Annotated in this window: 6 protein-coding genes; 3 read left to right on the forward strand and 3 right to left on the reverse strand. The window is 75.4% G+C overall.

Annotated features, from left to right (window positions below; genetic code table 11):
- Positions 1-13: 13 nt before the first annotated feature.
- The 3 genes from GNZ18_RS20105 to GNZ18_RS20115 are packed head-to-tail and all read left to right on the forward strand — an operon-like array spanning position 14 to position 11,557.
- Positions 14-2,770, forward strand: coding sequence for a DUF6603 domain-containing protein (locus GNZ18_RS20105; protein ID WP_156218000.1), 2,757 nt, complete (start codon positions 14-16; stop codon positions 2,768-2,770).
- A complete protein-coding gene (locus GNZ18_RS20110; RefSeq protein WP_156218001.1) occupies positions 2,767-5,664 on the forward strand; it encodes a hypothetical protein in 2,898 nt (965 codons plus the stop codon). Before GNZ18_RS20105 ends, GNZ18_RS20110 begins: the two co-directional genes overlap by 4 nt.
- Positions 5,657-11,557: a hypothetical protein gene (locus GNZ18_RS20115; RefSeq protein ID WP_156218002.1), complete on the forward strand. Its 5,901-nt coding sequence runs from the start codon at positions 5,657-5,659 to the stop codon at positions 11,555-11,557. The genes GNZ18_RS20110 and GNZ18_RS20115 overlap by 8 nt, the downstream gene beginning before the upstream one ends.
- Positions 11,558-11,573: 16 nt before the next feature.
- Here GNZ18_RS20115 and GNZ18_RS20120 read toward each other — a convergent pair whose 3' ends face one another.
- The 3 genes from GNZ18_RS20120 to GNZ18_RS20130 all read right to left on the reverse strand — a co-directional run bounded on the left by GNZ18_RS20120 (position 11,574) and on the right by GNZ18_RS20130 (position 14,325).
- Entirely contained in the window at positions 11,574-12,686 is a 1,113-nt protein-coding gene (locus tag GNZ18_RS20120; protein ID WP_156218003.1) for a hypothetical protein, read from the reverse strand.
- A gap of 18 nt (positions 12,687-12,704) precedes the next feature.
- Positions 12,705-13,184, reverse strand: a complete 480-nt coding sequence (locus GNZ18_RS20125; RefSeq protein ID WP_156218004.1) for a peptidoglycan-binding domain-containing protein — start codon at positions 13,182-13,184, stop codon at positions 12,705-12,707.
- A 205-nt stretch (positions 13,185-13,389) separates the two neighbouring features.
- Complete coding sequence (locus GNZ18_RS20130) at positions 13,390-14,325, reverse strand: peptidase inhibitor family I36 protein (protein ID WP_156218005.1); 936 nt, start codon at positions 14,323-14,325, stop codon at positions 13,390-13,392.
- Positions 14,326-14,351: the final 26 nt, after the last annotated feature.

Below are 14,351 nucleotides of genomic sequence, written 5' to 3' on the forward strand. Positions count from 1 at the left end.
AGGGGGGACCGTCATGAATCCCAGGGAACTGCTGGACGCGGTGGCGGCGCTGCTGTGGCCGCTGGCGGAGCGCGCGGTCGCCGACGCGGCCGACCCGCTGGGGCTGTCGGGGCTGGGCGACGATCCCACCGCGCCGTCCGAGCTGCGAGGGCGCCTGCTGGAACCGGTCGGGGCCGTCCCCGGCGAACGCGGCGGGCTCATGGCGCTGCTGCGGTCGGTGATCGGCGACCTTGGGACCGGTTCGGCGTTGCGGCTGCACGGGTGGCGGCGGGCGGACGGTCGGCGCGGTCTCGCGCTGGTCGCCAGGGACGGGGACGCCTGCGCCGCCGTCGCGGTCGTCCCGGGCGGCCCGCAACTGGACGTCGTGGTCTCGGGGCGGCTCCACCTGACCCACGAGAGCGGCCCGTGGCGCCTGGAGGTGCTCGGGGACTCCGGCGCCTGGGACCTCACCGTCGTGCCGGGCGCCCCTCCGACCGTGCGGACCCCTGAGGCGTCCGGTTCGCTGACCGTCCGCCTGGCCCGTGCCGATCCCGTCCGCCTGGGGCCTCCCGGTGTGGCCGTGGACGAGATCGGCGCGGAGCTGGCCGTCGACGTCGCCACCGCGACGCCCCTGCTGAGGGTCGGGTTGCGCGGGTTCAGCGTGACGGTCGTCCCGGACGAGCTGTTCGGCCTGCTCGGTCCGCTGGTGTCCGCTCCGTCCGGGATGGAGATCCTCGCCGACCGCGCCGGCGGCCTGCGCTTCGCCGCCACCGGGACGACCGGTCTCCAACTCAGGCGCGTCGCCGGCGGCGCGCACGCTCGCGGCGGTGGCGGGGAGGCCGCCCGGGCGGCGCCGGGGGTGTCCGTCCTCCAGCAGGGGGTCGAGCTCCGGCTCGCGGGGCAGGATCTGGTCCTCGGCGTGCGCGTCTCCGTCGAGGTCCGGCCGCCGGGGCTGCCGCTGCGGGCGGGCGTGGCGCGGATCGGGCTCGACCTGCCGATCGCGCTGGCCGGGGACCGGGTCGGCCCGCTTCCGGACCGCGGCGCGCTCGCCGGTCCGGACGGCGTGGACGTCGACCTGGACGTGGGGCCGGTCAGCGGCGGCGGTTCCCTGCGGCGGATCGAGCCGGGGGTGTACGGCGGCGTCCTCGACCTGGACCTCGCGGCCCTGTCGGTCAAGGCGATCGGGCGGCTCCGCCCGCCGTCCGGGAACGCCCCCCTGTCGTTCCTGCTCCTGCTGAGCGCGTCGTTCCCCGCACCGGGAGTCCAGGTCGGCCTCGGCTTCGCCGTGGACGCGGTCGGCGGCATCGTCGGGATCGGACATCGCGCGGACGCCGACACGCTGCGCCGCATGGTCGCCGACGGCCACGCGGACCGGGTGCTGTTCCCCGACGACCCCGCCCGGCGGGCGGCGGAGATCCTCGACGCGCTGGGGGCCGCGTTCCCGGAGGCGCGCGGCCGTTTCGTGGTCGGCCCGATGCTGCGGATCACCTGGAGCGGCGGGATCGTGTCGCTCGCCGCCGCGGTGGTCCTCGATCTGCCGTCCCCGCCGCAGTTCCTGCTGCTGGGCCGGATGCTCGCCGCGCTGCCGCACGCGGAGGCGCCGATCGTCCACTTGCAGGCGGAACTCTACGGGCGGGTCGATCCGGGGGCGCCGTCGGTGGAGCTGCTGGTGTCGCTGACCGGTTCGTGGATCGCCGGCGTGCCGGTCTCCGGCGAGATCTACCTGCTGTTCCGGGGCGCGGGCGGGAGCGGCGGGGGCGACTTCGTGCTGTCGGCGGGCGGGTTCCATCCCCGCTACGTCCGGCCGCCGGGGGTACCGGAGTTGCGCCGGCTGAGGCTGGCGCTCGGCAGCGGGCTCGGGCTGCGTGCGGAGGCGTACCTCGCCGTCACCTCCAACGCGGTGATGTTCGGCGGGCAGGTGCGCCTGGAGGCCACGATCGCCGGCTGCGGGGTCGAGGGCTGGCTGGGGCTCGACGCGCTGTTCGTCTGGGACCCGGTGTTCTCGTTCTCCGTCCGCGTCGTCGCCGGGGTCGCGGTGAAGGCGTTCGGCCGGCGGCTGGCCGGGGTCGCCCTCGACTTCACACTTGAGGGTCCCGCTCCGTGGCACGCGTTCGGCACCGGCAGTGTCTCGGTGCTGTTCGACGACGTCTCGCTCGACTTCGACGTGTCCTGGGGCGCGGCGCCCGCGGTGACACCGGCGGTCGATCCCGAACTGCCCGCGATCAGGCTCGGCGAGGCGTTCGCCAGGCGCGAGGCGTGGTCGGCGCGCCCGCCCGCCCGCGACCGCACGGGCCTGTGGCTCGCTGCCGACGCGGAGGCCCAGGTGGCGGACGGCGCGCTCATCCACCCGGACTCGGTGCTGTGCGCCCGGCAGTCGGTGCTGCCGATGGACGTCACCTTCGACCGGTTCCAGCGCATGCCGGTCGCGCCGCAGCGGTGGCGGCCCACCTCCGCCACCCTGGGCCGGACGCCCGACGAGAACCTGGATCCCGTCAGGGACCGCTTCGTCCAGGCGGAGTTCTTCACCATGACCGAGGACGAGCGGCTCGGCGGCGAGGCGTTCCGGGAGTTCGTCAGCGGCCTGGAGGTCGCCGCCGACACGTCCGGGTCGGCGCTGGCCGAGCCGCGGCGGGCGGCCGACGGGTACGAGACCGGCTACCGGCCGGAACGCCCGGTGCACCTGAGCGAGAACCAGGCGTCGCTGCTGGCCGAGGCGTTCGCGCGCCGGTGGGACGCCGCCGAGCGGGTCGAGCGCTGGCGGCGCGCCGAGACCCTGGTGAGGTTCGCGTGACCGGCCGCTGGTTCGCCTCGTCGGTCCGGGTCGGCGCCATCGCGTCCGCCGCGCGGGGGCAGGACGGACGGGCGGAGGTGCGTCCCTCCATCACGCTGACCCGCACCCGGGAGGAGGCCGGTGACGACGACGTCGTCCTCCCACCGGCCGGAACCGACCTCAGGCTGCCGATGGTCGGCCCCGGCGACGTGGTCGGGTTCGACCGGAACCTCGTGGCGCGGCGGGAACCGCCGGACGGCTGCCTGAACGCCGACCCCGGCGAACTCGCGTGCGTGGAGTTCGCGCACGCCGACCTGCCGTGGCAGCTCTCTCCGCCGGACGCGCCGCCCTGGCTGGCGCTCGTGGTGCTGCGCGAGGACGAGGGCGTCCCCGCCGAGCGCCGCCCGCTGCCGGTGGTGACGATCCCGCCCCAGGCGCAGTTCGACCTGGTGGACGCGGCGATGTGGGCGCATGTGGAGGCGCGCCTGACCGACGAGGACGACCCGCGCGGGCAGATCATGTCGGGCGTGCGGCGCAGGTCCGGCGCCGTCGTCGCCCGGCTGGTCTGCCCTCGGCGGCTCCACGGGGGCACCGCGTACGTCGCGTGCGTGGTGCCCGCGACGGCGGCGGGCCGCGAGGCCGGAGTACGGGGAAGGCCGGCCGATCCCCGGCTGGCCGCGCAGCCGGCGTGGACGGCGGGCGCCGTCCCGGTCGAGGTGCCGGTGTACCACTGGTGGCGGTTCCGCACCGGCCCGGACGGCTCGTTCGAGGCGCTCGCGCGGCGGTTGAACGGGGTGGACCCGTCGACGATCGCCGGGTTCGGGGTCCGCTCGGTCGGTGTCCGGAACCCGTGGCCGCAGCGCGAGCCGCCGGAGGGGACCCCGGCGACCGTCACCGCGCAGATCCAGGGAGCGCTGCGGATTCCGGGATCCGAGGTGCCCGACGAGGTGTGGACGCCCGCGTCGCCCGCCCAGGAGGCGTTCGTGGACGAGCTGCTGGGCGAGCTGAACGCCCCCGGACGCCGGTTCGATCCCACCCGGCCGCCCCCGGAGGAGGCCGGGGCGGTGACGCCGCCGCTGTACGGCGGCCAGTTCACCGGGCTGCGGCGCGCGGACGCGGCCGGCTGGCAGACGACGCTGAACCTCCAGGTCAGACACCGGGTCGTGGCCTCGCTCGGGGCCCGCTACGTCCAGTTGGAGCAGGAGTTCCTGATGGCGCGGGCCTGGGAGCAGGCCGGGCCGATCCGCGAGGCCGCGCGGCTGGTCGCGGCGGCGGAGCTCGCGGCCGAGTGCGGACGGCGCGCCCAGGACAAGCATCTGGCGACGATGGACCAGGTCGCCCTCGCCGCGCTGTCCGCGCCGCTCGGCTCGACCCTGTCGATCGCCCTCGGCCTTGAGGACACGCGCGAGCCGCGGCCCCTCGGCGACGTGGTGGGCGAGACCGCCGTTCCCGGCGGCGCCTTCACGACGGCGTTCGCCCGGCTGACCCGTCCCGGCGGCGGGCTGGCCCGGCGCGGCGTCAGGGCCGCCGAGCGGCCCCCGCGGGAGGACGCGGCGCTGGCCGCGGGCTTGAACGGGGACAGGCTGCTGGGACCGCCCGCCTCCAGCACCGAGGCCACCGGCGACACGAGCACGCTGGGCACCCGGCAGACCGACCCGGCGGGCGCGGCCGCCGCCGGGACGCTGGCCGTGCTCATGGACGGCGAGCTGTCCCAGTGCGACGTCCGCGGGGACTACGCCGCGCACGCGCAGTTCGCGGGGTTCGCCGTCGGCGCCCCGGACACCTCGGCACTCGGGGACCTCACCCGGACGCTGGCCGCCGAGACCGGCACCTCCGAACGGACGGTCGTCTCCGGCGGCTGGCTGCGCGGGCTGCGCCGGACGGCCGACTTCGTGTCCACGGACACGCCGCAGGACATGGGCGGCGCCCTCGGCATGGGCGCCGCGACGCTCACCGCCGCCATCCGCGTGGGCATCGAGCCGGTGCCGTTGCAGTTGGCGCGCGTCCAGGACACCCTCTCGGCGCCGGGGCTCCAGGACGCCGCCGCCCCTGACCCCCGCCCGCTGCGGCCGATCATGACGCATCCCTCGTTCGACGTCCCGATGGCGGCGGAACTGTTCCACCGCTGGCCGGAGTGGGGGCTGCCCGGACTCGGCGGCCTGCCCGAGGACTCGGTCGTCCTCCTGGAGACCAACCCCGCCTTCGCGGAGGCGTTCCTGGTCGGGCTCAACGGCGAGTTCAACCGGGAGCTGCGCTGGCGGGAGTTCCCGACCGACGAGCGCGGGACGGCGTTCGCCCGCTTCTGGTCGTCGGCGGGCCCCTCCCGGGACCGGAGCGCGCCGCCCGACATCGACGAGATCGCGCGCTGGCCGCTCGGCACCGCCCTCGGCGGGCATGACCGGATGGGCGGCAGGTCGCTGCTGACCCTGCTCGTGCGGGGCGAGGTGCTGCGCCGCTTCCCGGGGACGGTCGTCCACGCCGTGCAGGCCGCCGAGGACGGGAGCGTCCCACCGGACGGCGCGGGCACCTGGTTCCCGCCCACGTTCACCGTCCCGGCGGACGAATCGACGAGCCTCTACGCGTTCGAGACGCCGACGCGCGAGCAGGCGGCCGCCGGCGGCTGGCTGTTCGTGATCCGCGAGCCCATGCACGGCACCCGGTTCGGGTTCGACGACGAGGCGTCCGGCCCCCGCCCGCCGCTCGCCCTCTGGTCCGATCTGACATGGGCGGACGTCCCCGTCGACGGGCGCGGCTTCCTCGTGCCCCGGTCCGTGGGAGGCAGGCCGCCCACGCCCGAACGGGAGAACGGGACCGATCCGGCCTGGGGCCGGGACGCGGCCGACATCGCGCGGATCGCGTTCCAGCGGCCGTTCCAGCTCGCCTACCGTGCCGAGGAGATGCTTCCCGGTGGCTGACGTCTTCGCGCTCCGGCGCGACGCCGACGACCTGCGCCTGCGCCGCGACACCGCGGTCGCCGCCGCCGACGACCACGAGCTGTGGGTGCGGCGGCTGGAGGAACGCCTGGTGGCGGGCATGGACATGTACTCCCATCAGCTGCCGACGCGGGTGAAGCTCGACGCCGAGCGCGAGGTGCAGGCCCAGCGCCGGGCGGAGGCCGCCGACCTGGAGAGCCGGTTGGACCTCGTGCGCGTGGAACTCGCGGCCGAACTCGGCTCGGGCGACCCGCTGTTCGGCTCCGGCGACGGCGGACCGGCCCCTGGTGGGGGGACGACCCCGCACACCCCCCGGAACGGACCCGTGGCGCTGCTTCCGGTCCGGCTGGAGACCCGGTTCACCTCCGGCGGTCGGCAGATCATGGTGCGGGTCTATCCCGACGACCTTCATGTCGAGGCGCACGACCCCCGGCTGACCGCGGCGGAGGCGGAGGCGGGCCGCGCGTACTGGGCGGACCCCGGAGACGGCGCCTGGCAGCGCCTGCTGACCACGCTGAGCCCCGCCCGCGCCGCCTGGACGGTGCGGGCGACCCGGCCGGGCGCCGCGGCACCGGAGATCCGTCCCGACGGGGATCGGCGTCCGCCCCGCGTCACGACCCTGCCCGACCGGTGGCGGTTCATCGGCCTGACCGGCGGGGCCAGGGTCGTCGACCGGACGGCGGACGAACCCGTGCCCGCCGTGCTCCCGCTCGGTCTGCTCGCCTCGGACGCCGAGCCCGCCGACTGGGCCGTGGACTTCGAGGCCGCCGTCCGGGCCGGGATGGCCGCGACGCTGACCCTGCCCGAGGGTGTCGAGCACCTCGACGAGCTCATCGCCGTGGGCGTCCGGCAGGAGGAGCCGGGCCCGGCCGCGGCCCGGCTGGCGGACCTGCTGCTCGGCCACGCCTACACCGACGGGCTCGCCTTCCTCCCCGCGGGCACGCCCACCAACAACACTCCGGAGACGCGATCGGCGTGGACGTCGCGGCCGCGCGTCCCGCCGCCGGTCGCCGAAGACCCGGAGCCGGAGCCGGGTACGGCGGCCGCGTCGCTGGCCGCCGCGCTCGGCCTGCCCGACGCGCGCTTCCTCGGCCTGTGCGACGGCGCGGACGACGCGACCGACCGCGCCATCGCCGGAATGTGCACGCTCGGATGGGGCGCGCTGGCCCAGGGGTTCGTCCAGGCGGCGACGGAACGGTACGACCTGGCCACCCTGGAACCGCACATGCCGGACACCGAGCCGAGCCCCGAACCGGACGCCGAGCCGGACGGCGGCGGCGAGGTCCCCGGCGGCGGGCCCTGGCCCGGGATCCGGGACCATCTGGCGGAGTTCGTCCGAAGCCGCGGGCCGCTTCCCACCATCCGCGTCGGACGCCAGCCCTACGGCGTCCTGCCGGTGGCCGGGCTGGACGAGTGGCGCCCGGCCGCCGGGACCGGGGACGCCGCTGTGGAGGAGCCGATCGTCGAGTGGGCGCTGCGGCTGCGGCACCATTGGCGGGCCGCGCTCGCCCCCGGCTGGATCCCCAGGGTCGGCGACGGGCGCCCCGCCGACCGGGCGGCCGTGGACGTCCTCTCCCGGCTTCCCGTCGCGACCGACCTGGTGATCCGGCGTGTCCACACCGCCCGGACGACGCTGGAGGCGGCCGACCGCATGGCGCCGGGGCCGGTGCTGTCGGTCGGCGGCGTCCCGCCCGAGTCCGGTCTCCGCTGGTGGGTGCCGAGCGAGGTGACCAGCGACCTGGCCCGCGACCCCGAGTCGGAGACGACCCGGCTCGACTTCGGCCGGTTCCAGCAGCAGATCGCCCCCAGCCCGGACACCTACCGGGAGCTCTTCGAGACCAGCCGGCAACGCGTCGCCGACGGCCTCGCCCTCTTCCACGAGGAGTTGTCGCTCGACGACTATCTGGACCGGTGGCCCATGCTGCCGGGCGGCGACATCTCCGAAGACCGTCCGGTCACCATCTTCGACATCCCCGAGTCGCCGGAGCTCATCCCCGCCCTGCTGGCCACCGCCAACTGGGACTTCCTCCCCGGCGGCTCCGGAGACGACCCCGTCCGGTTGGCGCTGTCCTTCCCCTTGTCCGTGGACTCGTGGGTGCAACTCCGGCTGCCGGACGCGCCCGGCACCCCCGACCTCGTCGAAGGGGCCCGCGAGACGGTCCGCGACACCGCCCGGGGCGCGCCGCGGATCATCGAGGGCCTGGACGCGCTCGCGCGGGCGCGGGCGGAGGATCTCGGCCCGCTCCTGTTGGAGGTCTTCGACGTCCTCTCCCACCGCCTGGACGCGTGGATCACCTCGCTCGCCGCCAGGCGGCTGGCCGCGTCGCCGCCCGGCGCGGGCGTCCGGATCGGCGGGTACGGCTGGGTCGAGGACCTGCGGCCGGGGGAGGAGCAGACCGTCACGGACGTGCCCGGCGTCGGGGAGGTGTCCGTCTCGCCCGCCGACGGCTACATCCACGCGCCGTCCCTGCACCACGCCGCCACCGCCGCCGTGCTGCGCTCCGGCTTCCTCGCCCACGAGGGCGACCGGACGCTGGCGGTCGACCTCACGTCCCGGAGGGCGCGGACGGCGCGGTGGCTCGTCCGCGGCGTCCGCAACGGCCAGAACCTCGGTACGCTCCTCGGCTACCGGTTCGAGCGCGCCCTGCACGACGCCGGCCTCGACGCGCTGGTCCCGGTGTTCCGCCGCGGGTTCCCCGCGCCCGCCGTGCCCGAGCCGCCACCCCTGGACGACAGCCCGTCCGACCTGTGGGCCAACAGCCACGAGGCCATCGCCGACCGCAACGTCGTGGACGGGCTGGCGCTGGCGCGGGCGGCGGCGTCGGGGGAGGTGGGCGAGCAGGGCGAGGCCGCACCGCACCTGGCCGACCTGGTCGACGCGCTCGACGCCGTCGGCGACGCCCTCCTCGCCGAGGGCGTCCACCACCTGATCGGCGGCAACGCCCTGCGCGCCGGAATGGCGGCCGACACCCTCGGCCGGGGCCAGGACGTCCCGGACCGGTTCGAGGTGCTGACCACCCCGCACCGCGGCAGGGCCGTCACCCAGCGGCTCGCCCTGGCGCTGCCGGACGCCCCCGCGCCGGCTCCGGGCTGGCCCGCCGATGCTCTCACGGCCCTGGAGCCCCGGCTCGACGCCTGGGTGTCCGGGCTCCTCGGACCCGCGTCCGAGCTGCGGCTCTCCGGAACGGTGACGGCGACCGGGGAGGAGTTCACGCAGACCGCCGACCGGCTCGGCATGGGCGCGCTGGCGCTGGTCCTGGACGCCTCCAGCGGTGACCGGCCCCGGCTGACCCGGAAGGGGACGAGGCGCCTGCACGGTGAGGGCTGGGACGGGCTGCGGGAGCTGGCGGTGCGCCTGCGCACCCTGCTGGCCTCCGCGCAGCCGCTGGTGCCCGCGCACCTGCTGCCGCCGGACGCCGCCCCCGTCCCGGTCGACCTCGCAGAGACGCGCGCCCGCGCCACCGCGTACAAGGACGCGGTCACCGCCGCGGGCACCGACCCCGACCGGCTCGCCGCGCTCGGGGTCACCGCCGCCGACCCGGCGGCCGCCGCCGCCCGGCTCGGCGCCGCGCTCGGCGGGACGCCCGGTGAGGACTGGCTCCGCCAGGTCACCGAGGCGCTCTCCGCCCTGCTCGGCGCGCGGCTCCCGCTGGCCCCGCGGCTGACCGGGGCGGCCCTCGGGCCCCGTCCGGCGGGGGCGACCGGCTCGGCCGTCGGGGCGTGGCTCCGCCGGTACGCGGCGGTCCGGCCCGCGGCGCGCGCCTGGTACGAGGCCCTGCTCCTCACCGGCGGCACGGGGGACCAGGTCGCGGCGCAGGAGCCGATGCGCACGCTCGCCGACCCGTGGATCGGCGGCACCTTCGACCCGGACGACCGTCCGCCGGCGCGATGGCATCTCGTCTGCCACCTGCCCCGGCCGATCGGCGCCGGCGAGCCGCTCGCGGGGATCGTCCTGGACGAGTGGACCGAGGCGCTGCCGGGGGCGGACGGCGCGGTCGCGGGCGAGGGGGAGGGGGAGGGCCCGCACGAGCTGACCGGGCTGGCGTTCCACTACGACCGCCCGGACGCCAAGGCACCGCAGGCCGTGCTCATCGCCGTCCCGCCCGACCCGGAACGCGGCTGGACGCCCGACGTCCTGGCCCTGGCCGTGCACGACACCCTGGAACTGGCCAAGCTCCGCGCCGTCGACCTGGGCGACCTGCCGCTGCTGGACAACCTGCTGCCCGGTGTCACGACGGTCCGGACCAGCACGGTCAGCGGGGTCCTGGCGACCTTCGAGGAGAACGCCGGCGTCCGGATCCTCGACCCGCTCACCGGAGAGCCGCGTTTCCCCCTGGACGACATGTACCGGCTGGAGCCGCTGCACCGCAGCACCGAGGTCGCGTCCGGCCTGGCGGCGCGGATCCACGACCCGGCCTGGATGCTGACGCGGCAGTGGCAGTTCGGGGAGTTCGCCGGGCAGGACGCCGGGTCGCCGATCGACGTCGAACTGATCGGCGAGAGCCGGCCCATCACGGCCTGGCGGCCGCCGGACGGGCCGTGGACGCCCTACGATCCGCGGCTCGGGCCGCTCGAACCGCGGGTGGAGTCCGAACCGCCGGTCGTCGACGACAGGGCGCGGGCCGAGGGCGGCGCCCAGTTCGTCGCGATGCTCGCGGAGTCCGGCCTGTCGGAGGCGCTGCCGGGCCTGCTGGCGGAGTTCGGGCTGCGCCCCGGGCCCGGCGGCCTGGTCGGGCTCCTCGACGGCCGCGTCCCGGACGCCGCCGCCCTCGCCGCCGCGATCGACGCAGGACGGCTGGCCGGCGACGGGCTCGCCGACGTCGCGCGCCGCTGGCGGGACTGGTGGGCCGAGGCCGTGCCCCGGCCCACCCCCGACACCTTCGACGGCCACCGGTTCGAGCACCGGTTGGCGCTCGCCGCGGGCGGCACGGTGCTGACCGCCGAGGAGTACCTCGGCGACGGCCTCGACTGGTACAGCCTGGACGCCGACCCGGACCTGCCCGGCCCGGCCGCCGACGGGTCCGGTCCACCGCGACCGCTGCACGCCAGGGCGTTCCCCTCGCCCGTCCGGTACGGCGGCATTCCCGCCGACCGGTTCTGGGAGGCGGAGGACGCCGCCGTCGACCTCGGCTCGGTCGAGGTCGACGCCCTGGACACCGGACGGCTGCTGCTGCTCGGGTTCGCCACGACCTACGGCAACGACTGGTTCACCCTGCCCGTCGAGGTGCCCGCGGGCTCCCTCACCACGCTGACGTCCCTGCTGGTCACCGACACCTTCGGGCGGCGGCACCTGATCGGGCGCGCGGGGCGGGACGACCCGTCCTGGAACATGTTCACCCTGCACGGCGCCCCGGACGGCCTGCTCATGATGCCCGCCGCCGCCGACATGCCGGGACCGCCGCTGGAGACCGTCTCCCTCACCCGGGACGAGCTGGCCAACCTCGGCTGGGCGATCGAGCACACCGTCACCGACGGCCGCGGCGAGCTCCTGGACCGCCGCGCGGCATGGACCGCCCCGACGACGCCCGTGCCCGAGGGCCCGTCCTACGCCGTGCAGACCATCGTGCCCGACTACTGGCTGCCGCTCGTCCCGGAGGCCGCCGGCGTCGGCGCGATCCGCTTCCGGCTCGTCGGGCTGACGCAGCCCGGCATCGCCTCGGGTCCGCGCGGCCGGCTGCTGACCGAGGGGACCTGGCTGCACGAGGAGGAGGTCCCCCGGGAAGGGTGCCGGGTCACCAGGCGCCCGGTGCTCTCCCGCTGGACGGACGGCTCCTGGCACGCGTGGATCCGCCGCGAGAAGACGACCGGCACGGGCGAGGGGTCCAGCGGCCTCGCCTTCGACGTCGTCCGCCCGTCGGAGTCCTGGCCGCTCTAGCGGGCGACCGCGGCCGTCAGCGCTTCGGCCTCGCGGGTTCGGGCGCGGGCTCGCGAGGGGGCGCGGCGGCCGGGCCGCGCACGCCGTCCAGGACGGCCTGGCCCTGCCTGTCGACGAACTTCGTGAACAGCTCCTGCGAGTACCCGAGGACGACCGCCCAGGCGATGATCTGCCCCGGCGAGTCGAGCGCGCTGAGCCCGGGGACGAACCCGCCGCGCATCAGCAGCAGCCCGAGCACCGCGGTCAGCGCCCCGGTCGGCAGCTTGAGCAGGGCCAGCGCGACGGGTATCCCGAACGCCGTGGACGTCCCGCGGATCTTGCGCAGCGCCGAGGTCGCCGCGATCCCGGCCGCGACCAGGCCGATGAGCATCACGACGATGTAGTCGCCCCATCCGGCGACCTCGCGCGTCCGCGTGTCGAGTTGGTCCGCGGGCACCGACGGCGCCGCGCCGGTGGGGCAGACCACGCTGAAGTCGCCCCGCGCGCCGGGGCTCGGCGCCGGGGTGAAGCACAGCGGGACCTCCGTCCGCCACAGCGCCGACAGCACCCCGATCACGATCACCGTGCAGAACAGGAACACGGCGATCCACCGGACGATCCGCACGAAGCTCTCCGCGCGGAGCTTCTCCCGCAGCGCGGCCTGGCGCGCGGCGTCCACCGCGTCCACCAGCGTCACGAGCCGTCCCTCGGTCAGGGGCGTGGGGCGGCCGGCCTCCTCGGCGTCCCGTACCTCCTTGGCCAGCCGCTCGACGAAGATCCGGTGCTCGTCGGTCACCGCGAGATGCTGCCTGACCAAGGCGGACATCGCGGGCAGGAACGATCGCAGCTCCTCCGGCGAGAGCGTCCGCATCCACAGCGAGCGCGCGTAGTTCAGGTGGAGCTGGGCGGTCGTGACATGCGACGCCGTCAGGTTCCTCCGGTGGGCGCCGGGATCGAGGACGTCCATCGCGCGATCGAGCGCCTGCCGCGCGCCGCGCAGCAACTCGGAGTGGTTCTCACCGTCCGACGGCTCGGCGAGGATCGCGCGGAGTTCGTGGACGCCCGCGCGCACCTCCTCGCACAGCACCCACGAGCCGCGCTCGCGCTCCCACTCGTCGAGCCTCCTGGCGCCGGGGATCCAGCCCGCCATCCGCCGAGGTCCCTTCGATCAGGCGGCCAGCGGCGCCTTCTCCAGCCAGGCGGCGTCCCAGGTCTCCTGGTCGACCTGGCCCGTCGCCGGAAGGCCGAGGGCGCGCTGCATCAGGATGCACGCGCTCGCGTCCTCGTCGTCGTAGTGGCCGTCGATGTTCTTGATCCGCCAGCCGCGCGCGTCGACCTGGCGCTCCCACGTCAGCACGTCCTCACCCTCGGAGCCGAACTGGAGGATCTCCTCGGGCGCCGGCGGCGGGAGCATGCCGCGCGCCTCCCAGGACGCCTGCCAGGTGATCGGCCCGACGATGCCGTCGGCCTTCAGCCCCTTCTCGGTCTGGAAGTTCGTGCAGGTCCGCTTGCTGAGCGGCCCGTACTTCCCGTCCGGCGTGATGTTCCAGCTGCGCCGCTTCATCTGCTGCTGCCACTCCCGGACGCCGGGGCTGCTCGTGATCGGGGGGTAGGTCATCAGCGGGGGCTTGAACGGTGGGGTCGACATGACGCCTCCTCTGGATCGACTCGCTTCCAAAGGATCCCGTCCTCTCCAGGCAAGCAGCGAACCGCCGGCGGGACCACCAAACAGAGGTATCAGAGCCCCCTTTTCTGCACATTCTCGGCGGGGCGGAGCTTACGCGCGGAGTGGGGTGTCCAGAGCGGCGGTCGCGGTGCGAACGCGCCTGCTCTGGACACCCCTCGGTCCGGCGTCAGTCCCGGAGAACGATGTTCCTGTAGTAGTGCTTCAGGATCCTGGAGTGGCTCCAGCCCGCATCGGCCTTGTCGCGGGAGCCGTGCTGCGACATCCAGTTCCCGTCCTGCCAGGCGGGGCACGCCGTCGTGTCCTTGCAGTACTGCGCCTGGAGGATCTTCCCGCTACGGGTCATCCGGGTCTTCCACGTCGCGTCCACCGCGGCGCTCGCCGCCGCCGTCGCGGAGCCGGGCCTGTACACCTGGCTGGACGTGTCGTCGTGGACGTCGAAGCAGTCACCCCACGGCGTCCTGCGCGTCGAGTGCAGAGCCCAGTACCAGCCGTAGCTCTTCACGGCCATCGCCCCGGCACGCAGCGACGCCTTCGGCCAGCGCGGCCCCCACTCGTTGGGCAGGACGTTCTTGACGTAGTACTTGAACTTCACCCTCTCCACGCGCCCCTGGGACGTCCGGTACACGAGGATCGTCGTGGGCGGCTTGGTGTTCGTGCCGTCCGTCCTGCATTCGGTCGGCCCGGAGCTCAGCGGCTTGTGCGAGGCGTTCTGGTTCTTCAGGCGGGGGTTCAGGTCGCCCTTGCCGCCCTTTTTGAAGTCCTGGTGCGCGCCGCTGTAGTCGCTGTTGTAGTACACCCGGACGGTCTGGCCGGTGCGGTTCCAGACGGAGGCGGCGGCGTTCTTGACGCACTTGCCCTTGCCGCTGCCCTGGCCCTTGAACTCGTAGCAGCCGGGCTGCTTGGCGCCGTAGTCGGCGACCGAACCCCCGAGGTCCGAGACCGAGCCCTTGTTCCCGCTGTTGAAGTAGTAGCAGAACTCGCCGCTGTCGCACTTGCCATTGCGCTCCGCCGCCGAGGCGGGCGCCTGCGTGGCGGCGAGCACCGTTCCGCCCAGTATCACCGCGGTGAGTCGAGAGATCAGCGATAAGGTCCGTTTCGACACGGTGGCCCTCCTTTCCGTTAGAGGAC

The sequence above is a fragment of the Actinomadura litoris genome, from assembly GCF_009733595.1.
In the GTDB taxonomy this organism is placed as follows: Bacteria; Actinomycetota; Actinomycetes; order Streptosporangiales; family Streptosporangiaceae; genus Spirillospora; species Spirillospora litoris.